The following is a 22,351-nucleotide window of genomic DNA, read 5'->3' as shown; positions in this document are numbered from 1 at the left end:
CGTTTGCGAGGTGCCGCCCGGTCCCTACCAAATTGCAACGTTCGGCGGGCAAAGTCCAGAGGGCGATACACCCATTTTGCTTCGGCACCCTCGCGCCCGCCGCGGCCGGTCGTTTCCGGTGATGTCCGATCGATCCTCGATGCGTGTCCCCGGGTCTCGTATTCCGGCGGTGCGCGTTCCGTGCTGCGCCCGGGGCCTCGTTGCCGTCATGGTGGTGTGCAATCGTCATTCCACCCGCCCTTCCCCGGCGGCCGCCTCGGCGAAGAGAACCGAGATCCGCCGGGCGTTCTCTTCCCAGGAACCGGCCGGCGACACGATCCGCGCGCGGTCCCACCCGCGCCCGAGGCCGTCGACGATCGCGCCGGCGAGCGCCTCGGCCGCTCCCGGGGGAACGAGAATACCGTTTTCGGGGGCGAGAATCTCCGGGGTTCCCCCCGTGTCGGTGGCGACGACGGGCAGGCCGCAGGCGAGGGCCTCGAGGACGACGTTCGGCGTGCCCTCGGCGAGGCTCGGCAGGCAGAAGAGGTCGGCGGCGCCCATGAACGACGCCACGCGCTCGTGCGGCGCCCGCCCGTGGAAGAAGACGCTTCCGGCGATCCCCGCCCGCCGCGCGAGACCGCGCAGGAGTCTCTCCTGCGGGCCGTCGCCGACGAGGTGCAGCTCGGCCCCGGGCACCGCCGCGCGGGCGAAGGCCTCGACGAGGACGGGCACTCCCTTGATCGCCTTGAAGTTGCCCGCGTAGAGGACGATCCGCGCGTCGAACCGGAGCCCGAGCCGGCGCCGCTCGCCGCTCCGGTCGCGGGGCCGGAAGAGCGCCGTGTCGATCCCGTTCATGACGACGGCGATCCTGGACCCGTCGATCCCCGCCTCGACGAGGGTTTGCCGGAGGGCCGCGCTCACCGCGACGATGCGGCTCGAGGCGCGCATCGCCTCGAGGACGAACGGGCGGCGCGCCCGGCTCTCGAGCCCCTGGTTGACGTCGGTGCCGTGCAGCCGCGAGACGAGCGGCAGGCCCGCCCCGGCGGCGAGTCGCGCGGCCGCCCAGCAGTCCGGGTAGGCCCAGGTCGCGTAGACGATGTCGGGGCGGAGCGAGGCGGCGATTTGCCGGAAGGGCCCGGCGATCGCCCGCTCGTACCAGCGGCCGTAGAAGCGCCGCATCGCCTTCGGCGCGTACCAGTACGTGGGATAGACGACGCTCATCGAGGCCGCCGTCTCCGCGGTCGGCCGGGGCGCCCGCCCGGCGAGGGCGAAACGCAGGCGGTGGGGCCAGGGCACGGGCGAGACGACGGCGAGCTCGTGCGATGCGGCGAGATGAAGGAACTGCTGGCGGTTGAAGGGGGCGAGTCCGGGACGGGAGGCGTCGGGAAAGAGATTGGTCACGCAGAGGACCTTCATCTGCCGCCCTCCCCCGGTCCGTCGTCCTCGCCGGCCGGCGGCGGAGACCCGTCGCCGCCGAGGGGCGGCTCGCCGGCGGCGGGCGGCGCGTCGTTCGGCAACGCGCCCTCCCACCGGTCGAGATAGTGCTTGAGGATGACGAGCCCGATCAGCCCGCCGAGCACGCGCGAGAAGAGGGTGACGACCGCCGCCCCGAGCGCCCCGTAACGGGGGATGAAGAGGATGTTCCCCACGAAGTTGAGCAAAAGGTTGATCCCCGCCATGATCGCGAAGAGCTGCGGCCGGTTCAGCGAGTGGCCGACGAGGTTGATCGGGTTGATCATCGTCAGGAGGATGAAGGCCCCGACGAGGATCTGGAAGAGCTTCACCGAGGGGAGGAACCGTTCGCCGAGCACGAGGAGGATCAGCGGTTTCGCGAAGAGGATGAGCAGGACGCAGACGGCGGCGACGAGCCCGGTCACCTTCAGCGTGTCGCGGAAGTAGCGCGAGATCTCCTCGCGGCGGCGGAAACGCGAGACCTTCGGCAGGAAGACGGTGTTGAAGGTCTCCGGCAAAAGCTCGAGGGGCATGATCAGCCGGAAGGCCACCGAGTAGATCCCCACCTCGGCCGCCTGGCGGAAGAAGCCGAGCATCAGCACGTCGAGGCGGTCGAAGAGCATGAAGAGGACGGAGAAGAGGAAGAGCCAGCGGCTGTAGGAGAAGATCTCCCCCAGCGGGTACCTCTCCCCGGCGGGGGCCGTGTAGAACCGCCGCGGCAGGATGAGCGCGGCGATGACGAAGCCGAGGAAGATCTGCAGGATGTTGATGAGGAGGACGTTCTCGACGCCGAGGACGGCCGCGCGGGCGAGAAGCAGGATCGCGCCCGTCCGGACGACATGGGTGACGGCGTTGCTGATCGCGAGCGCCTTGAAGCGCTCGATCGCCCGGAGCGCCCCCTCGGCGTGCACCCACACGTTGTAGACGAACCCGCCGAAGGCGGCCAGCCGGAGCGGCAGGACGAGCACCGCGTCGTGGAAGAAATGTTCGGCGATGAAGGGCGAGATGAACCAGCCGACGGCGATGAAGCCGCCCGAGAAGACGAAGCGCAGGACGTAGACCCGCCGGAAGAGGGCGAAGGCCCGCTCCTCCTCGCCGCCGGAGAGGTGGTAGGAGAGCTTGCGGACCATCGTGGTGGTGAGGCCGAGCTCGAGGAGGCGGCCGTAGATCGCCATCATGACGGCGGCGAGCGTGAGCTGCCCGAAGGGACCCGGACCGAGCGTGCGCATGACGACGACTCCCGCCAGAAAACGCAGGACGGCCGTCACCATGCGGCTCGAATAGATGAGGCCGAGCTGCCGCACCGCCTTGCGGCGCAGCGTCTCGCCGATCCACCTGTCCAGGAACGTCCGCGCTCCCATGCTCCTCCCACCGGTCGGATTTTGCCCGCCGCGGGCAGGACCGTGCGTCCGCCGCCCCGGCGCATTCAGGCGGGAGTGTAGCGCGGCGATCCCGGGAAGCCAAGCGACAATGCGGCCGCGGCGGGCCGCGCCGGCATAATTCTGTTTCGCTCCCGCGCCGCCGTGCGATACCATGACACCCGGCGGCGCGGCGTCCGCGCCGCGGAGGCGGCACAGGGGGTTTCACGATGAGCGAGAACGCGCGCGCCTGCACGACCTGCTTCTTCACCTCGGCCTTCCCCGGCGTCGAGATCGGGGAGGACGGCGTCTGCAACTACTGCCGCCGCAGCGACTCGATCATCCGGAAGGTCGACGACGTCACCTCAAACATCGACGAGCTCCGCGGGATCGCCGCGGAGCTGAAAGCGGCCCGCACGGGGAAATACGACTGCCTCATCGGCGCCTCCGGCGGGCTCGACTCCTCCTACGTCGTCTACGTGGCGAAGGAGGTGCTCGGCCTCGAGCCGATCGTCGTCAAGTACGACCACGGCTTCAACTACCCGATCGCCGACGAGAACCTCATCGCCCTCTGCGAATCCCTCGGCGTCGACTACCGCATCATCGGGAGCCGGGCCGGCTGGGACCGCCGGTACGTGCGCCACATGGTGCGCGCCTTCCGCGCGACGGGGCTCTTCTGGGGCGTCTGCTCGTTCTGCCACTGGATCCTCCCCGCCGTCACCTTCCGCGAGGCGGTGCGCGAGGGGGTGCCGGCGATACTCACCTCCTCGAACCGCTACGAGGGCAACCTCCACATGCCGCGCGCCTTCAAGATGAAGAAGATGCTCGCCGGCGCGCTGCGCCGGCCGCACCTCATCCCCTCGATGCTGTACCACCTCGCCGCCGCGCGGTACTGCCTCCTGCAACTCAAGCTCGAGTTCCGTCTCCCCCCCGCCCGCAACCTCATGCGGAGCGTGCCGGCGGCCCCGCCGATCCGCCAGGTGAAGATCTCCCGCTACCTCCCGTGGGACACCGACATGATGCAGCGGCTCCTCGGCGAGCACGGCTGGCGCGCCCCCGACCCGCCGCGGCTCCACATGCGCTTCGACTGCATGATCGAGGACAGCCTCATCAACAGCACCTTCAAGCGGGCCGGCGGGATCACGGTGCACGGGATCATCTGCAACAACATGATCTTCGACGGATCGCGCACGCGCGGGGAGCTCGGGGAGGCCGTGCGGTGGTACGAGGAGGAGGCCGACCGCGGCCTCGAGGAGATCCTCGCCGCCCTCGAGGAGGACCGCAGGCCGTGAAGATCCTCTGGGTGAAGAACAACCTCCTCCATCCCCTCGACTCGGGCGGCAAGCTCCGCACATTCAACATGCTGCGCGAGATCGCACGAGATCACGAGGTCCACTTCGCCGCCTTCGCCCGCCCCGGCGAGTCCGAAGCTGTCGAAAAGAGCGCCGAGTACTGCCGGCGGCTCTTCACCGCGCCGCCGCCGGCGGGACCGGCGAAGAAATCGCCCGCCTGGTTCCTGCGCGTCGCGGCGGGGCTGCTCTCGCCCCTCCCCTGGACCGTCGCCTCCTACCGGAGCACGGCGATGCGTCGGCTTCTCGCCGAACGCCTCGCCGCCGGGCGCTACGACGTCGTCGTCGCCGATTTCCTGACGATGATCCCCAACATCCCCGAGTGCCCCGGCGTGCCGCGGGCACACTTCTCGCATAACATCGAGGCGATGATCTGGGAGCGGTCGGCGGCGAACGAGGGCAATCCCGTCAAACGGCTCGTCTTCCGGCGCGAATGCGCGCGCACCCGGCGCTTCGAACGCCTCGTGGCGCAATCCTTCGACGCGGTGATCGCCGTCTCGGCGCGCGACGCCGCCTTTTTCGCCGAGGTCTACGGCGCGCGGCGCGCGGCGGCGATCCCGACCGGCGTCGACACGGGCTACTTCTCCCCGGCGGGCGTCGAGCCCGAGGCGGGACGGATCGTCTTCCTCGGCTCGATGGACTGGATGCCCAACGTCGACGCCGTCCGCTGGTTCGCCGCCGAGATCCTCCCCCGCGTCCGCGAGGCGGTCCCGGGGGTTGTTTTCTCGATCGTCGGGCGCGACCCGGCGCCGGCCGTCCGGGCCCTCGCCGGCCCCGGCGTGGAGGTGACGGGCACCGTTCCCGACACGCGGCCGCACGTGGCGCGGGCCGCCTGCGCCGTCGTACCGATCCGGGTGGGCGGGGGAACGCGGATCAAGATCTACGAGCTGATGTCGGCCGGCGCGGCCGTCGTCTCGACGACGATCGGGGCCGAGGGCCTCGAGTACCGCGACGGCGAGAACATACTGATCGCCGACGAGCCCGCCGCCTTCGCCGCGGCGGTCGCCGGCGTTCTCACCGACGGCGGACGCCGCCGTTCGCTCGGCGCGGCCGCCCGCGCCTTCGTCGCGGAGCACTGCGCATGGGAATCGGTCGCCCGACGCTTCGTCGAGGCGCTGCCGAGGACAACGGAAGGGGACGATCGATGAAGATAAGCGTGTTCGGTCTCGGGTACGTCGGCGTGGTCTCGGCCGCCTGTCTCGCCGACGGGGGCAACACCGTCGTCGGCGTGGACGTGGCCGAGGTCAAGGTCGACCTCATCAACGACGGCAAGACGCCGGTCATCGAGAAGGACATCGGCCGCATCATCGAGGAGAACGTGGCGAAGGGGCGCCTGCGGGCGACGGCCGACGCCGCCGCGGCGATCCGCGAGACGGAGATGTCGCTCGTCTGCGTGGGCACGCCGAGTTTGCCGAACGGCGACGCGAACCTCGAGTTTCTCCGCGCCGTCTGCGCCGAGATCGGCCAGCTCATCGCCGCGAAAGACAAGCGCCACATCGTCGTCATCCGCTCGACGAGCTTCCCCGGCACCACGCGCAACGTCTGCCGGCCGATCCTCGAGGAGCACAGCGGCAAGCGGGCCTTCGAGGACTTCGGTCTCTGCTTCAACCCCGAGTTCCTCCGCGAGGGCTCCTCGGTGGCCGACTACTACGATCCGCCGAAGATCGTCGTGGGGAGCGAGAACGAGGCCGACGCGCGCAGGGTCTGCGAGATCTACAGGGGGATCGACGCCCCCGTCTTCGTCGCCGGCCTCGAGGCGGCCGAGATGGTGAAGTTCGCCGACAACTGCTTCCACGCGCTGAAGGTCTGCTTCGCCAACGAGATCGGCAACGTCTGCAAGGCGGTCGGGATCGACGGGCACGACGTGATGGAGATCTTCTGCGCCGACCGCAAGCTCAACATCTCCCCCTACTACTTCAAGCCGGGTTTCGCCTTCGGCGGCTCCTGCCTCCCGAAGGACGTCCGCGCGCTCACCCACCAGGCGAGCCGGCTCGACGTGAAGGTCCCCGTGCTCGACGCGATCATGCCGGCGAACGAGCTGCAGGTGAAGCGCGGCATCGAGATGATCATCGCGACCGGCGCGAGGCGGATCGGCTTTCTCGGGATGAGCTTCAAGGCGGGCACCGACGACCTGCGGGAGAGCCCGATCGTCACGGTGATCGAGACCCTGATCGGCAAGGGCTACGACATCCGGATCTACGACCGAAACGTCAACCTCGCCAAGCTCTTCGGCGCCAACAAGGAGTACATCGAGACGCGCATCAAACACATCTCCGACCTGATGACGCCCCATATCGAACAGGTCGTCGAGTTCGCCGAGACGATCGTCATCGGGAACCGCTCGACCGAGTTCATCCACGAGTTGCCGCACCTGCGCGAAGACCAGACCGTGATCGACCTCGTCCGCATCGCCGACCGTCCCGAGACGCCGGCCCGGTACGAGGGGATCTGCTGGTAGGAGGATTGCCGTGTCGAAACGCGATCTCGCCGCCCGCGCCCTGTCCTTCCTGCCCCGCCGGCTCGTCGTGGCCCGCCGCGAGCGGCGCCTCGGGCGATGCCTCACCGTGCTCACCTACCACCGGGTGATGGAGATCCCGGCCGGGTTCCCCCTCGACGACGACCTCGTGAGCGCAGGGCCGCGCGCGTTCGAGCGGCAGCTCGCCTTCGTCACGCGCGAGTACGACGTCATGACCCTGCGCGAGGTGGGCGAGTCCCTCGACCGGGACGGGCGTTTGCCCGCCCGCGGGCTCGTCATCACCTTCGACGACGGCTACCGCGACAACTACGAGGTGGCCTTCCCGCTCCTGCGCCGGGCGAACGCGACGGCGGTGATGTTCGTGGCCGCGGGGTTCATCGGCGAGCGGCGCCTGTTCTGGTGGGACCGCCTCGCGCGGATCGTCAAGACGGCGCCCGCGGGCGAGGTACCCCTCGGCGAGCCCCTGAACGCCGTCCTGCGCCTCGGCTCCGGCAACCGCCAGCAGGCGGCGCGGAAGCTGATCCGGGCGGTGAAGGGGCTCCCCGACGACGAGAAGGAGGAGCTGATCGCCTTTCTCGCCGAACGCTGCGGCGTCGCGGACGGGCCGCCGGCCGAGCGCGAGACGATGACGTGGAACGAGCTCCGCGAGCTGGACGCGGCGGGGATCGAGATCGGCGCCCACTCGGTGAACCACCCGATCTTCTCCAACATTCCCGAGACGCGCCTCCGCGAGGAGGTGGCCGGCGCGAAGGCGATGATCGAGGCCGAGCTGGGCCGTGCGGTCACGAGCTTCGGCTCGCCGGGCCGCGGACGCATCGGGCCGAAGAAGAAGCGTTCGGCCAAGGAGACGCTCCGCCGGATCGTCGCCGAGAGCGGCTACCGTTTCAGCACGATGTACAACTGGGGACTGAACACGGAGAAGGGTTTCGATCCGCTCGGGCTCCGGCGCGTGGGGATCGAGCGCTACGACAGCGGCGCCGTCTTCCGCGCCAAGCTCCTCTTCCCCGACATCATCGACTACTGAGAGGCGTTCCCCGGCGGCGGCGGGCGATCGCCCGTGGCCGCCGCGCGCACTTCCGGGGCGAGGGCCTCGGCGACGAGTCGCGCGCCGGCGTCGGTGAAGTGCGCGAAGTCGGCGAAGTACCGGTCGCCGGCGGGCACCAGGCGGGCGATGTCGACGACGGGGATGCCGCGCTCGCGGCCGATCCGGCGGATCGCCTCGTTCGCCGCCTCATCCATTTCGAGCAGGCAGTCGGCCGAGGCGAGCGGGTAGAACTTGCGCCAGCCGGCCATGTGGCGGCGGTCGGCCGCGTCCATCGAACCGCCGAACCGCACGGCGTGCGTGGCGAGGACGACCCGGACGGAATCCCGCCGGACGGCGTCGACGAGCTCGGTCACCTGCCGCTCGAACGCGGCGACGCGATCGGGGGGCGGCGCCTCCCACGGCTCTGCCTCTTCCCCGCCCGCCTCGCGGCGGGCGAGCAGCTCGTTGACCCACGCCTGCAGCGCACCGGGGACGACGCGCTTCGCCACGATCGAGATCTTGCGGAGAAGCCGCGGGCGGGGCGGCGGCGCCGGCACGGGGCCCGTGCGCACGCGCACCGTGTCGCGGGGGACGCGCGCGTCGAGGTAGAAGGCAGGCGAGGGGTAGAAGACGAGCACGTCGGGATCGAATCGCCGCAGGTGCGCCCCCCAGAGGAAACGGATCCGCGGCGGGGTCATCCCCGCGCTCGCCGCGTTGATCACCTCGAAGCGTCCCGGCTCTGCGCGCTCGAGAACCGAGTCGAGCTGCGCTGCGTACTCCATCCCCGGGCTCTCGTAGAGACCGAAGGTCTCCGACGCCCCGGCGACGACGACGCGAACGACCCCCGCCGGCTTCTCGACGGCCGCGCCGGGGCCGCGGAAACCGTTCCGGTCGATCTCCCACTTTTCGAAGCGGGCGCCGGGGCGGTTGCGCCGTCCGAGGGAATCGGAGACCTGGAGCATCGCGTGCGTGTAGTTCGCCTGGAGGAGCGGCGCGTTCCAGCGCACCCGGTCGTCCACCCGGGCCGAGAGCTCGAGGACGAGGCCGAAGACGGCCGCGGCGACGAGCCAGCGCCCGAGGCAGCGGATGAGCGAAGCGGCGTTCATCGCTCCTCCTCCCCGATCGTTCGCATGTCCCGCGTCGTCGCCATGCCGGTTTCTCCTAGAACTGGAAGTAGATGAAGCTCTGCGCCTGCGCGCCGAGGAAGGCGAAGAGGTAGAAGAGGACGCCGTAGACGGCCGCCTTCACCGGGAGCGGCGCGGCGAGCCGGAAGACGTCGTCGCGGCGGGCGAGCACCATGACCGTCTCGACGGCGAGAAGCGGCAGGGCGTACTCCACGACGACGAGCATCTCCCCCCAGCGGGCCGTCCCCTCGAGGGTGACGAGGCGCCGCAGCATCGATCCCGCCTGGCCGAGCGAGCGCACGCGGAAGAAGAGCCAGCCGAGGCAGGTCAGCTGGAAGAAGAGGGCCACGCGCAGGGCGCGCGCGGCGAAACGGCCGCCCGCGGCGACACCCCAGCGATGCGCGGGCCGCGCGTCGATCGACCGCGCCTCCGTCGCCGCGCCGGTCGCGACTGCAACGTTCCCCGCAGCGCCGGCGCCGGCCGCGCCGGGTTCCGCGCGCCCCCGCGCCGCGCGGCCCGAAACGATCCGCGCGAGCCCGCCGAGCAGGCGCTGGCCGACGAGGAGCAGGCCGTGGTAGGCCCCCCAGGCGACGAAGTTCCACGCCGCGCCGTGCCAGAGCCCGCCGAGGAGCATCGTGAGCGAGAGGTTGCGGTAGGTCTTCGCCCGCCCGCCGCGGTTCCCGCCGAGCGGGATGTAGAGGTAGTCGCGCAGCCACGAGGAGAGGCTGATGTGCCAGCGGCGCCAGAAATCGCTCGGGCTCACCGCGATGTAGGGGAAGTCGAAGTTCAGCATCAGCTCGAAGCCGAGGCACTTCGCGCACCCCCGGGCGATGTCGGAGTAGCCGGAGAAGTCGCAGTAGATCTGGAAGGCGAAGGCGTAGACGCCCACGACGATCGACCACCACGAGGCGTTCGGATCGGCGAAGACGGCGTCGGCCGTGCGTGCGAGGTTGTCGGCGACGAAGACCTTCTTGAAGAGCCCCCAGAAGATGAGATGCGCGCCGTCGGCGAAGCGGTGCGCGCTGAAGGTACGGGGCCGGAGGATCTGCGGCACGAGCACGCGCGCCCGTTCGATCGGGCCGGCGACGAGCTGCGGGAAGAAGGCGACGAAGAGCGCGAAATCGGGGAAGTGCCGGGTCGGCTCCATCTTGCCCCGGTAGATGTCGATCGTGTAGCTCATCGTCTGGAAGGTGTAGAAGGAGATGCCCACCGGCAGCACGAGATCGAGCCGCAGGACGGACGACTCGATCCCCAGCGCGCCCAGCGCGCCGGCGAGTGAGCCCGCGAAGAAATCGAAGTACTTGAAGAAGCCGAGGATGCCGAGGTTCGTGCAGACGCTCGCCACGAGCCAGCCCCGCCGGCGCCGGGCCGTGGCCGGGTCGGCCGCATCCCCCGCCCCGTGGATGCGGATCCCCGCCACGAAGTCGACGATCGTCGAGATCAGTATCAACGAGAGGAAGCGCCAGTCCCACCAGCCGTAGAAGACGTAGGAGGCGACGAGGAGCATCCGGTTCTGCCAGCGGAAGGGCAACAGGTAGTACAGGGCGAGGACGACGACGAAGAAGACGGCGAAATCGAACGAATTGAACCACATAACCTGTCGGCTGCCTCCCGGGCGCCGCCCCGGCGCCCCCCCTCGCCCGCTGCAGAATCCGTGCCGCGCCGGCGGCGTTGCCGCCCCGCCGGCGAACGGTTTGGGGCATTCTACCCGTTTTACCGTTCGCGATCAAAGAATCATTGCGGGCGCCGGGTGTATCATATAACGTGGATAGAGACGCGCGGGCCCAGCGAACGCCCGCGACATTCCCCTGATGAGCATGAAACTTGCAGCGAACAGACGGGAAAGACCACACCGGGCCACGCCGCGGGGCGGATCGTTTCCGAGGATTCCCCGTCGCGCATCGAGAGGTAGAGATACGATGAAACGGTTGTCATTCTGCACGACGCTCGTCCTCCTCGTCTCGCTCGCAGGCGCCTCACTGGCGCCCGCGCTGGGGGCCGTCAGGCAGGACCATCCGCGCATCTGGCTCACCGACGAGCGGATCGCCGCCCTCAACGACCGGATGAACCGGAACACGACGAACGCGCACCGCCTCGAGAGCTGGTGCGACAGCCACATGGGCGACGCCCTCTCCGGCTACATCGACTCCCGCGCGATCGGGATGCTCAAGGCGGTCAACTACGCCCTGATGTACCAGCTCGACCCGGCGTCGAACGGCCGCTACGCGCAGCGCGCCGTCCAGATCATCGAGTACGCCTTCGACAACCCGTACTCGAGCTACACGCTCAACACGTGGCTCGCCTACGACAACTACTACCTCTCGCGCTACCTGATGTCGTCGGTGGCGATCACGGTGGACTGGTGCTACGACTGGCTCGCGGCCAACCGCCCGGACGCGCTCGCGCGCTTCTCGAACCAGCTCGACGCGTGGGCCACGACGATCATGACCGGCGCCGGATTCGCGTGGAACGACCCCTCGAACAACTTCTACTACGGCCACATGTGGGCGCTCCTCACCTCGGGCTACGCGCTTTACGGCGACAACCCCGACGCCGAACTCTGGCTCGCCCGCGCCCGCGACGTGATGCTCCCCGAGGCGATCCACTACACGCGCGGCGAGCAGATCCCGTGGTACACGTGGGACAACCGCACCGGCCGCGCCAAGGGCGGGATGTGGAACGAGGGCACGGCCTACGGCAACGTCGACAACGAGCTGATCTCTTCGACGATCCTCGCCGTGCAGTCGGCCGAGGGGATCGCGGGGAACGAGTACGAGGAGTTCGTCTGGCCCGACGAGGTGATCCGCTTCTACCTGCACGCCACCTACCCCACCGGCGACCACCTGATCGCCGAGGGGGACGACACCGGCCAGGTGCCGCTGAACCCCAAGGTGCGGGTCCCGCTCCTCTTCATGGTCCACCTGAGCGACAGCCAGTGGAAGAACTACGGGCAGTACTGGCTCAACAACAACGCGTCGCAGGACTACTACGACTACAAGCTCTACAACGAGTTCATCTGGTACGACGACCGACTCGGCCAGGTCGACTACCGCTCGGCACTCGCCGACAGCAACTTCTACTACCTCGAGGGCACGCAGATCCTGCTCTACCGGAGCGGGTGGGGACCGAACGACACCTGGGCCTCCTTCCGCGCCGGTGTCAACAACACCGACCACGGGCTGAACGGCTTCGGCAACTTCATCCTGTACCGTGGCGGCTACCTCGCCACCGACAAGGCCCCGGAGCTGGACGACCGCTTCCTCGAGAGCGACGTCCACCACAACTGCCTCTACATCCCCCTCGAGAGCGACCGCAAGCTCTTCTGGGGCGCATCGACGATAAAGCACCGCAGGGAGACGGGCAGCTACTACTACTTCGCCGCCGACCTCTCGGGCCCCTACCTCGCGCAGCCCGACTACCGCGACAACGTCGTCGAGCACAAGGAGCGCGAGTTCTTTTTGCTCACCGGGGAGGGATCGGTCGTCGTCATGGACCGCGGCCGCTCGTACGACGAGGGGCGGCAGAAGTACTTCCAGGTCTACACGCACACCACCGCCGTCCCCGACGGGCCCGACTACCGGATGACGAACGGCTCGGCCGACATGGTGATCCACACCGCCTGGCCGCAGGGGAGCGAGGTGACCCGCGGGATCGACACGTACGGGATGCCGCGCTTCCGCGCCTACGATCCCAGCCCCGACCGCACGGAGACCTTCCTGCACGTGATGAAGACGGCCGCGGCGGGCGGCCCGTTCACCTCGGTCGCGGTGACCCCCGGCCGTCCCGACCTGATGGTCGGCGCCGCATTCGGGAGCGACATCCCGCAGCTCGGCTACCTCGTCGCCTTCAGCAACGCGATCGACGGGGCGACGCCGGGCGATGCCGTAGACTTCACCTTCGCCCGCCCGTGGTCGACGCTGCGCCTCTACGCGATGAACCTCGCGCCGAACGCCACCTACTACGTCTCCCTTTCCACGACGGAGACGACGGCGACGGTCGGCTTCTCGCGGAGCTTCTCGGCGTCGGCGCAGCGGATGACGACGAACGAGGACGGGATCCTCTTCGCGCAGATCCCGCTCGGCGAGGCGCCGGCGCCCCCGGCGACCCCCGAGAAGAAGACGATCGACCAGTAGCGGGCGCGACAAAACGCATATTGTGACGCCCGCGGGGCCATGCGGCCCCGCGGGCGTTTTCATATGCGACCGAAAATGTCCTCCTGTACTCTGTTATCTCAGGAGCACGAGTTTCCTGGTGATTGTTTCTCGACCGTCGACCGTTATCCTGCAATAGTAGACGCCGCTCGTGACGAAGTTGTTGCTCGCATTCTTCCCGTTCCAAGTCACGGAATACGATCCGGGAGAAACGTGCTCATTGACCAGCGTTTTTATCAGCCGACCCTGGGTGTCGTAGATGCTGATATTCACCGGGGCTGCCTTCGGCAGTTCGTATTCGATGACCGTCGACGGATTGAACGGATTGGGGTATGGCCTGCCGAGCGCCAATGTCGTGGGTATCGGATTGGTCCCGGAATCGGGCGTCTTCAGCATCCCCGTGCAGTGCAGGATATAGCGCCGTTCATTTCCCTCGTTCGGGCCGTCGATCGAAAACGCCAGTGACACGGTCCCGGAGGCACGGATGTTCATGCTCTTCCGATGAAAGAGCGGCGCGGCGAATGAGAATCTCGCCGTGCTCTCCTCACCCTCGTTCGCTCTCCCGGCGTACCGGGCGAGGATATCCGGCGAAGCACCGTTCTCGGCGCCGGAATCCTGATCTGCGGCGACGTCGGCGACGATGAGCTCGATGGCGTCGAATGTGCAGTCCAGCTGCGCGGGCGCCTCGATCCCGATCTCGAATCTCGATTCATCAATGCTGATGCCGTCCGGGAGGAGGCAATAGGAATCGAACGACGATTCGTCTCCCTGGATCTCGATGCCGGGGAGCGGAATCCTTTTGTCGGTGCCATCGTCTCCGGAGAGGGAAATAACCGGACGGGGGTCGGGTTTCCCGGCGGGTATCTCCTCCACGATCTCGAACGTGCGCGAATAGCCGGTGACCAGGTTGTGAGCGAGATCCTGGACCTCGACGTGAATGCTGTAGGTATGATCCTCGTAGGGAGCGTTGATTCCCTCGGCCGTCCATTGCATCGATCCGGTCTTCAGGTCCGGCGTCTCGTACTGGTCGAATGTCGCCAGCGTCTGCGTCTCCGAATCGTGCTCGGACAGCTTGACCGTGACTTTCCACGGGCACCCGCTGCATGTCCAGTTGATCGTGACCGCATCACCGATCTCGTATATGTCGCTGTTCGCATCGAGGACGACATCGACGGAGTAATCGTTGTCGCACACCACGCTCCCGGCGATCCGCAGGGCGGGATCGCCGATGAAGATGTACGACCGCGCCGTCGACACGAGGGGCGGATACTGCTCCATCACCTGACGCTGCGCGTGCATGCAGGCATACCCCGTCGACGGGGCGCCACGGTTGTACAGGTAATCCATGAGACGGGTCGAGAGGTGGTAGTTGCCCACCTGGTGCGTGGCGCCGGTCGGGGCGAAGACGCCGATCACGCCACGGGTCGGGTGGAAGAGGAAATTCGGTATATATTTGCTCGCAGGATATTGGGAGAAGATATTTGCGGCTTCGCAGCAGGCAGTCACCATGAACGGATACGGGTGGTGATCGTCGAAATCGTCCAGATTGTTCCTGTAATTCCAGTTCACGAAATGAACATTGTTCGAATCAGTGCCATAACCGAACACGAGAGACTTGCCGGCGCCTATCTCCCTCGATGAGATCACCATTCGCGTGTCATAGTCATATGTCGCGAGGTTGCTGTCGGTCGCGCTGTAGTAATGCGTACTCAGCGACGGCGGGATGCTGCTGCACACTTCCGTCGCAAGGCTGTCGGCCAGCGCGCCCGAGCAATGATTGTCGTCAACCGCCCAGACGAAGCAGGAAACCGTATCGGCCCACGCTCCCGCCGGATTCGATTCGTACTCGATCACCTTCGAAACGTAGTTCACAACGTCGGAGACGGATCTGGCGGGAATGCGGCCGATCGCCAGGTCGCACAACCCGTCGTCGTCCACATCTCCCAGACCGACATCGGATTCGTACAGGTGCCAGTCGTTGTCGGTCGTCGGGCCGTCGTCGTACCCGTCGATCGGGATCACGGTCTCGCCGTCGCCGACGATCGTGACGTACTGCAGGCAATGTCCCGGCGATGACCAGGCGGCTTCGATGAAATCGTCGACGGACATGCCGTACGTGCCGACGATGAACTCCGTCGTGAATCCCTCCGCGTCCATCCCGTTCGATTCCCTCCAGGAGACAAGAGGTGCGATGGCGGCGGAAAAGGAATCCGGATAGATCGCGATCCAGTCGTGGAACACCGGGACAATCGACAGCGATTCGCGGCTCGGCGCATCGGAATGCGGCTGCCCTGCGGCGTATGAACCGGCGGGGGCAGGAGCGACGGGGATGATGGGCGTCTCGAGGGATCGCTCGTGCTGCTCGGGCGTCAACGCTTCAGTGACGGCCAGAACGCCCCGACGACCGTCCTCCTCGATCTCGATGATCCGGTAGATGTCGCCGACGTTGCCCTTCCTGTCCAGCCACCGATACCTCGCGCCGGTGGTTTTTCCTTTCGAATGAAGTACGGTGACGGGTCTGAATCGATCGGAGCCGGGACTGCGGCGATCGAATCTAAACATATCGCTGTTGGACTCTGATTCGGTTTCCAGCGTCAACATGATGCCGAGGTCCATTTCTATCGCGGAGAATGATTTGGCGAGGGCGAGGGGAATGTTTTTACCTGTAATTTCGTATGTATTGTTGACAACGAGCGATTCAGTCCACAGTCGACACGTCATTGTGAATTCAGGAATAGTTTGAAGTTGAGTGTACCGTGGATCCATGACGTGGTACTTGAAATTCGAACCGTCATCCTCAGCTTGCCAGCCATATGTGAGCATAATATGGGGATATAGTTCAAATTCCTCGTTCAATTCTGTGAGTATCATATACGGTCTTCCACAAACGCCGTAATCCATTATCGAGTCGGTATCGAGCGAACCGGTGCATACGCTTCCAAGAGACCAATATGTTGACAGAATCATGTCTACAGAGCCTTCATCACCGACTAATCCGTTTGTTCGATTGCACCATGGGTCTCCATCCGGCCCCCCTTGCCAACAATGATCATCATTGTCGGGATTGTTGTTACAACAGTCATAATCAGTTTGGTATTCGTCATCTTCCCCTTCATTCACAGTAACGACATACCCCTCCAGCTGATTGCTATAAACCATCACGCAACACTGCGATTCAATGCAAGCATCGAGCTCGATAAGACTCTGAATGCATGCGGCCCAGCATAGATTTGACGCGATCGCATCCGTAGGGCACGTGTCGACTTGTTTGTGTGGGGTTATATCTGCGATCTTGGCAACAATCTCCGCCGGGCATGCTGTCGGCAACGTATGAGCAAAAATCAGAAACCCGAGAACTTTCAATGTTCTTGTCATGTTACCTTCTTCCCGCGATGAACCGTTATTCCTCCTGCATTTCTTGCTGTTTCCGAATTTCTTTAACACGCTCGTAATGTTTCCGGTAGTATGGATGCTTCATGCGCATATCGAACTGTGCTCGTTTCTTTGCCAACCACTCGCGAGGGGTTGATTCTTCGAACCGTTCCTCCTGCGGAATCCATGTCAGCACAGTCTCAGGCATCCCGTTTCTGAGTATGTAGAACTCGTAATTTCCTTCTAAAGGACCACCGAGTATGCGTATTTCTTTCTCGCCGGTGTAGCGATCGTGAACTTGACCGAAATAATCATTGCACAACCTGCGACACATAAACGATGTGGTACCTTCACGCCATTCACCATCTAATTTTATAACTTCGATTGTTGCCATGAGGCACGAATCCGAATTTACAGCGAAAAGATATGCATCTCTGGGCCTGTAGAATGTTTCCAGCGACTGAGAAGGATCATATTCAGCATAATGACTAATCGCCATTTGAACTGGATTACCGAGCGTGCAGTTCAATGCTTCTTCATTCGAGCGGAAACCGTAATCGGAAGTCATCAAGACGGAAGTGGCCGTTCGTCGCCAGAATGTGTTCGCCGCATCCACCGCGTCGGGCGGTACCCAGTCGGGGATGTCGCCGGCGAGAATGCTCGTCGCGGCACACGAGAATACAATCAGCAGAAGAGCGAGCTGTTGAACCTGACGCATGGGACCCTCCCGATGCTCTGTGTTATGAATGTGTTGTAGCTAGGCATTGATACCCAATACCCTCATAAGAATGAGTGTACCTGTGTATTCATGTCAATGATGAATGTATTTACATATGTCATATTATATTTACAAATATGGCGCAATGAGCGTTGGCGGCATCAGTTGGCTCGAACTAGAAAATGTTGTTCAGCCACGAGACGCGGGGGGATCTTTCCCCGCGGGCAGCACCACCACGGGCAGTGGATGGTGTGGACGGCAGCTTCGAGCGCCTGCTCCACAATGTGCCGCACGCTGAGACACACCATCTCGCTGTGCGGTGCACCGCTCTCAGTCAGCAGGAGAACGAGACGTTGAACCTGACGAATGGGAGCCTCCCGATGCCTTGTAGATTGTACGCATTGTAACTCGAATCCCCATATAACAACAATCTTTGACTGATACAGATTGAAGATGCGTTACGCCCGATATAGGTTGCAACGAATAGCAAGTTTGCATGCGCGAGAATATATTTACATAACTCGCAACACGCATCGACAGCTGCAATTACCCAGCGGTAAATTATTATGAAAATTTGTGGAAATTTACGAACTCGGCCGGCAGATCAGGGATGAGTGAGATAACGCTGTGCGTTTCTCATTGAATACTTCCTATTATACTCAGCATTTCATCCGGATCCTCGTCGAGCAGGCAGATCCGTCCCCAGAGCTCGATGTCGACGAGGTTCCATCTCGCCTTCGCGTCGATCCCCGGGGCCGTGCCGACGAGCTCGTGGTCGTAGCCGACGGCCTCCTCGAGAAAGCCCCCCGAGAGGAAGCGCTCGAGCGGCCTGACCCACTCGTAGGGAACGGCGCCCCCCCACTTCCCGCGCTTCGCCAGGTCGCCGAGGAAGGGAACGGCCGCCTCGCGGACCACGCGCTTCGAGAACCCCCCGGAGACGCAGTGGGGCACGGCGAGGCTCGCGGCGAAGCGGACGACGTCGAGATCGAGGAAGGGATAGTAGAGAGCGACCTCCGCCGCCGAGGCGAACTCGTGGCGGCGGTTGAGCAGGTGCTGCTGGTAGTCGCAGAGGTTCTTGAGCATGAGCGCCTTGAGGGCCCGCTCGTCGCCCGAGGCGATGTCGGCGACGGCCCGCTCGATCCGGGCCGAGGCGGCGGCCCGCTCGAAATTCCCCATGCCGAGCGCGGCGAGGGCCGCCGGGGCGTTGCGCGTGCGCAGCTCGATCTCGAGCGCGAACCGGTCGCGGCCGGCGGCGCCGAGGACGCGGCGCAGGCGCTTGCCGAGCGGACGCATCCATCGGGCGAGCTTGAGGTAGCGGGCGAGCGGCAGGACGTTGGAAAAGCCCCCGAAGAGGAGATCGCTCCCCGCCCCGATCACGAGGTGCGGACGGCCGAGGCGCGCGGCGACCGCGGCGGCGGCGGCGAGGCGCGGCGTGTTCGGGTGGGCGAGCGGGCGGCCGAGCTGTTCGTACGAGCGCATGAGCAGCGGGTAGTAGTCCTCGCGCGAGAGGGGCGCGAGGTGCAGGTCGAGCCCGAGGCGGCGCGCCGTCTCGCCGGCGGGCCCGCCCTCGGCGTAGCGCCCCGCATCGAGGTCGGCGCAGAAGAGCGGCGCGGAGAGCCCCGTCTCCTTCATCACGCCGGCGAGATAGGAGCAGTCGATGCCGCCCCCGCAGAGGATTCCCGTCTCCCCGGCGCCGCCGGCGCCGAGCACCCGGCGCGACGCGGCCGAGAGGAGGCCGGTGAGTTCGCCCGGCGCGTCGATCCCGCGGCTCAGCTCGTAGGCGGAGAGGTCGAAGAGCGACTCGTAGTCGAACCAGCGGCCCGTGTCGATCTCCCCCGATTCGGCGTCCGTCTGGAGCCACGTGCCGTAGCGGAGCAGGCGGATCTCCTCGTAGAAGGTGCCGTTGCCGTAGACGGCGTCGAAGAAGAGGTAATCGGTCATCGTGGCGAAGTCGATCGTCAGCGTGTCGAGCAGCTCCCTGAGCGGCGGCAGCGAGGAGCAGATCGCCACCCAGCGGTCCCCCGCCACGAAGTAGAGGGGAAAGCAGCCGCTGCGATCGGTGGCCGCGTAGAGTCGGCCGCCCGGGGCATCCCAGACGACGATCGAGGACATCCCGGGAAGCTCGCCGGGAAACGTTCTCCCCCGCTCGCGCAGGAGGGCGACGAGCGAGGCGGCCGTCGACTCGCCGGCGGGCCGGCCGAGCGCGGCCAGCCGCCCGTCGAGATCGGGCAGGAAGCCGGTCCAGAGGGCGAAGGAGCCGTCGGGAAGGGCGCCCCCTCCTCCCTCGTACGGGCCGCTTTGGAGGCAGGCAGCCGCGGGGCCCGCGGCGAAGACCGGCGCCCCGGCTCCGGGGCCGGCGGCGGCGGGAACCGCAGCGGCGCCGACGGCGGGATCGCAGTCGTTCATCATCGCGTCGACGAGGGCGCGCGGCTCGGTGCGGCCGTCCCGGCAGATACACGCGGCGATCCTGTTCATGTCGTCGTCTCCCTCCGTCCGGCCCGGCGCCGGCTTCGACCATCCCTCCCCGCGTCTCCGGCGGCCGGCCGCCGCCGGGGGCGGCATCTCAGCGGCCCGCCGCGAGGATCTCCCGGTACATCGTTTCGTAGGCGGCCGTCATCCCCTCGAGCGAGAAGAGGCGCCGCGCGCGCTCTCGGGCCGCCGCCGCCATCAGGCGGAAGGGGGCGGGGTCGTCGAGAAAGCGCCCGATCGCCCCGGCCAGCGCGTCGGCGTCGCCGACCGGCACGAAGGTGCCCGTCTCGCCGCCGGCGATCGCCTCGGGCGTGCCCCCGACCGGCGTGGCGACGATCGGCACGCCGGCCGCCATCGCCTCGAGGATCGTCAGCGACAGCCCCTCGCGGATCGAGGGCTGCAGGAAGAGGTCCATCGCGCGCAGCCACGAGCGCACCTTTTCGCTGAACCCCGGCATCACGAGGCGGTCGCCGAGCGCCAGTCCGGCGGCGAGCGTCTCGATCGCCGCGCGCTCGGGCCCGTCGCCGACGAAACAGAGGCGCGCGCCAGGGCGCCCGGCCGCGGCCGCGGCGAAGGCGCGGAGCATCGTCGCGTGGTCCTTCACCGGGTCGAGCCGCGAGACGGCGCCGACGATGACCGCGTCGCCGGGAAGGCCGAGCTCGCGGCGCGCCGCCGACTTCGCCGCCGCGGCCGAGGCGGGGTCCGACCCCGGGTCGAGGGCGGCCGTGTCGATCCCGTTGTAGACGACGGCGATCCGGCCGCGGTCGATCCCGCTCTGCGCGGCGAGCTCGTCGGCCGTCTCGCCGGAGACGGCGACGATGCGCGCGGAGAGCTCGTAGAGACGGCGGCGGAGCGTGGCGCCGAGACGCCCGGGGCTGACCGCGCGGCCGTGCTTCGTGTGGACGACCGGTATCCCGAGCATGCCGGCCGCCGGGGCGGCGTGGAGATGCGAGAGGAAATTGTGCGTGTGGACGATCGCGGGGCCGGCGGCGGCGAGCGCCTGCCGGAGCCTGATCATCGGCGTGAGCCAGCGCACGCCGCCGAGCCCGATCTCCTGCCAGTCGAGCTCGCGCGCGGCCGCCTCCTCCTCGAGGGGGCCGCCCCCCGCCATGCAGTAGATCGAGGGCTCGACCAGGCCGCCCGCCCGCTGCGCGGCCGCGAGGGCGAGCGCCATCTTCTCCGCCCCGCCGAACTCGAGCGAGCGGATGACGTGCGCGACCCGTATCGGCCGGTCTCCGCCGGTCATTTCGTTGTCCTTTCGTTGCCCGCGCCGGCGCCCGGGTTGTCGCCGCCGCGCGGATCGCCGCCGGATGCGCCGCCGCCCGCGCCGCCGTCGATCTCCGAGATGAAGAAGGCCATCTTCCCCGCCGGCGTGAGCGGGATGTCGTCGACGAAGGAGACGGCGACGGCCACTCCCTCCTCGGACAGCTCGGCGAGGGCCGCCTCGATCCCCTGCCCCACGATCTCCTCGGGCACGGTGCCGTCACCGATCGCCTTGACGTCGATGCGGTCCAGCGCGCGCTGGATCACCTGGAAGCGGAAGAGCCCGGTCACGTATTTCAACCGCCAGTGGAAATACATCCCGTGGAACTCGCGCCCGGCCGGGGTGCGCAGGATCTCGAAGGTGCGCCCCGTGACGGCGTCGAGCACGGGGAAGACGCGCCCGCACGAGCAGGGGCGCTCGCCCATCACGCCGCGGTCGCCGATCCGGTAGCGGATGAAGGGCATGAGCCGGTTGTTGAGATCGGTGATGACGAGCTCGCCCTCCTCGCCGGCGACCGGCTCGCCCGCCTCGTTCACCACCTCCACCCAGAGGTTGTCGGCGTTGATGTGCAGCCCCTCGCGGCGCGTGCACTCGCAGGCGATGTTCGAGAACTCGCTGCTCCCGTACCGGTTGTAGACGGGGCAGCGGAAAGCCTCCTCGACGAGCTCCCGCTGGTGGTCCATGAGCCGCTCGGCCCCGATCACGATCCCGTCGAGGCGGGGCGGCTCGAGGCCGCGGGCGAGGATCGCCTTGCCCATGAGGTAGACGACGTTGACGAAGGTCTCGAGGAACCGCGTGCGGTTCCGGCGGATCCGCGCCACGTAGCCGGCGAGGCTCTCCTCGTCCACCCGGAAGGCCGAGAGGAAACGGTAGTTCTGGAACCGCCACCAGAGGTTTTCCTTGAGGGCGGCCAGGGGCGAGCGGTCGAGGCGGTGGCTCCAGACGATCGTTGTCGGGGTGCCGATCGGCTTGCCGATCCAGTCCTCGCTGCGGAGCTTCGTCGCCGCGCGGATCGCCTCCTGTCCGGGCGAGATATGGATCGCCAGGGGCACGCCCGTCGTCCCGCTCGTGTGCTTGCGGAAGGTGCGCCGCCCGGCGTACGCGGTGGAGAGGATTGCGTCGCCGGCCCGGCGGACGCTGTCCTTGTCCGTCATGAATCCCGCCTCGCGCAGAACGGCCACGTCCCGCACGTCCGCGGGGTCGACGCCGCGCGCGGCGAGCAGGTCGCGATGGAAGGGGGAATGGGCGGCCGCGTAGCGGACCGTCTCGGCGAGCTTGCGGCGGCGTAACCGGTCGAGCTCCGCGGGGTCCATCCGGGCGTTCGCGGCGAGGCGGCGGTAGGTCGGCCACGTCCGGCGGCGCCGGACGACCGTGTCGTAGAAGGGGAAGATGACGTCCCTGTAGAGCCGTTCGTACATCGCCGGGCCGACGCCTCTCGTGAGATCGAACGCGCCGCCGGTACGGACCGGCCCGTGCGCGCGTAACTTTTGCTCGATAGTAGATTTGTGCGGCCCGGTGAATCAAGGAGAAAAACGGCCCCGGCGTGGCCGGGACGCCCGCTGGCACATTCGTTGCGTTTCATCCGTGTGCGAGCGGTGCCCCGGACGACAGGGAA

At 66.9% G+C, this 22,351-nt stretch carries 14 protein-coding genes; 5 read left to right on the top strand and 9 right to left on the bottom strand.

Annotation, left to right across the window (positions count from 1 at the left end; genetic code table 11):
• Positions 1–225 precede the first annotated feature (225 nt).
• Both JW876_00210 and JW876_00205 read right to left on the bottom strand, forming a co-directional pair.
• Positions 226–1,395 (bottom strand): glycosyltransferase, encoded by a 1,170-nt coding sequence (locus JW876_00210; protein MBN1883926.1) that lies wholly within the window; start codon positions 1,393–1,395, stop codon positions 226–228.
• Positions 1,392–2,792, bottom strand: a complete 1,401-nt coding sequence (locus tag JW876_00205) for a flippase (protein ID MBN1883925.1) — start codon at positions 2,790–2,792, stop codon at positions 1,392–1,394. The genes JW876_00210 and JW876_00205 overlap by 4 nt, the downstream gene beginning before the upstream one ends.
• A 227-nt stretch (positions 2,793–3,019) precedes the next feature.
• Between JW876_00205 and JW876_00200 the strand changes: the two genes are divergently transcribed.
• Genes JW876_00200 through JW876_00185 form a run of 4 tightly spaced genes read left to right on the top strand, consistent with a single transcriptional unit; the run spans position 3,020 to position 7,638 of the window.
• Positions 3,020–4,081: a hypothetical protein gene (locus tag JW876_00200; GenBank protein ID MBN1883924.1), complete on the top strand. Its 1,062-nt coding sequence runs from the start codon at positions 3,020–3,022 to the stop codon at positions 4,079–4,081.
• Positions 4,078–5,286, top strand: a complete 1,209-nt coding sequence (locus tag JW876_00195; GenBank protein ID MBN1883923.1) for a glycosyltransferase — start codon at positions 4,078–4,080, stop codon at positions 5,284–5,286. Before JW876_00200 ends, JW876_00195 begins: the two co-directional genes overlap by 4 nt.
• On the top strand, positions 5,283–6,596 hold the full coding sequence (locus tag JW876_00190) for a UDP-glucose/GDP-mannose dehydrogenase family protein (protein MBN1883922.1): 1,314 nt from the start codon (positions 5,283–5,285) through the stop codon (positions 6,594–6,596). Before JW876_00195 ends, JW876_00190 begins: the two co-directional genes overlap by 4 nt.
• 10 nt (positions 6,597–6,606) lie before the next feature.
• Positions 6,607–7,638 carry a polysaccharide deacetylase family protein gene (locus JW876_00185; protein MBN1883921.1) on the top strand — a complete coding sequence of 344 codons (1,032 nt, stop codon included), beginning with the start codon at positions 6,607–6,609 and terminating at the stop codon, positions 7,636–7,638.
• Here JW876_00185 and JW876_00180 read toward each other — a convergent pair.
• Positions 7,632–8,744: an SGNH/GDSL hydrolase family protein gene (locus tag JW876_00180; GenBank protein ID MBN1883920.1), complete on the bottom strand. Its 1,113-nt coding sequence runs from the start codon at positions 8,742–8,744 to the stop codon at positions 7,632–7,634. The genes JW876_00185 and JW876_00180 overlap by 7 nt on opposite strands.
• 55 nt (positions 8,745–8,799) lie before the next feature.
• The gene (locus tag JW876_00175; GenBank protein ID MBN1883919.1) at positions 8,800–10,356 is read right to left on the bottom strand and encodes an MBOAT family protein; all 1,557 of its coding nucleotides are present in this window, start codon (positions 10,354–10,356) and stop codon (positions 8,800–8,802) included.
• Positions 10,357–10,681: 325 nt separating this feature from the next.
• Between JW876_00175 and JW876_00170 the strand changes: the two genes are divergently transcribed.
• Positions 10,682–12,895, top strand: a complete 2,214-nt coding sequence (locus tag JW876_00170; protein ID MBN1883918.1) for a hypothetical protein — start codon at positions 10,682–10,684, stop codon at positions 12,893–12,895.
• A gap of 93 nt (positions 12,896–12,988) precedes the next feature.
• On the opposite strand, the gene JW876_00165 is transcribed toward JW876_00170, so the two are convergent.
• The 5 genes from JW876_00165 to JW876_00145 form a co-directional block, all read right to left on the bottom strand.
• A complete protein-coding gene (locus JW876_00165) occupies positions 12,989–15,784 on the bottom strand; it encodes a T9SS type A sorting domain-containing protein (GenBank protein MBN1883917.1) in 2,796 nt (931 codons plus the stop codon).
• A 529-nt stretch (positions 15,785–16,313) separates the two neighbouring features.
• The gene (locus JW876_00160; protein ID MBN1883916.1) at positions 16,314–17,003 is read right to left on the bottom strand and encodes a hypothetical protein; all 690 of its coding nucleotides are present in this window, start codon (positions 17,001–17,003) and stop codon (positions 16,314–16,316) included.
• Between the two features lie 636 nt (positions 17,004–17,639).
• A complete protein-coding gene (locus tag JW876_00155) occupies positions 17,640–19,478 on the bottom strand; it encodes a hypothetical protein (protein ID MBN1883915.1) in 1,839 nt (612 codons plus the stop codon).
• Positions 19,479–19,566: 88 nt separating this feature from the next.
• Positions 19,567–20,718 (bottom strand): glycosyltransferase, encoded by a 1,152-nt coding sequence (locus JW876_00150; protein MBN1883914.1) that lies wholly within the window; start codon positions 20,716–20,718, stop codon positions 19,567–19,569.
• The gene (locus JW876_00145) at positions 20,715–22,154 is read right to left on the bottom strand and encodes a phenylacetate--CoA ligase family protein (GenBank protein MBN1883913.1); all 1,440 of its coding nucleotides are present in this window, start codon (positions 22,152–22,154) and stop codon (positions 20,715–20,717) included. The genes JW876_00150 and JW876_00145 overlap by 4 nt, the downstream gene beginning before the upstream one ends.
• Between the last annotated feature and the right edge of the window lie 197 nt (positions 22,155–22,351).

This window comes from Candidatus Krumholzibacteriota bacterium, assembly GCA_016931295.1.
In the GTDB taxonomy this organism is placed as follows: domain Bacteria; phylum Krumholzibacteriota; class Krumholzibacteriia; order Krumholzibacteriales; family Krumholzibacteriaceae; genus JAFGEZ01.
This window is presented reverse-complemented; position numbering and strand designations above follow the sequence as displayed.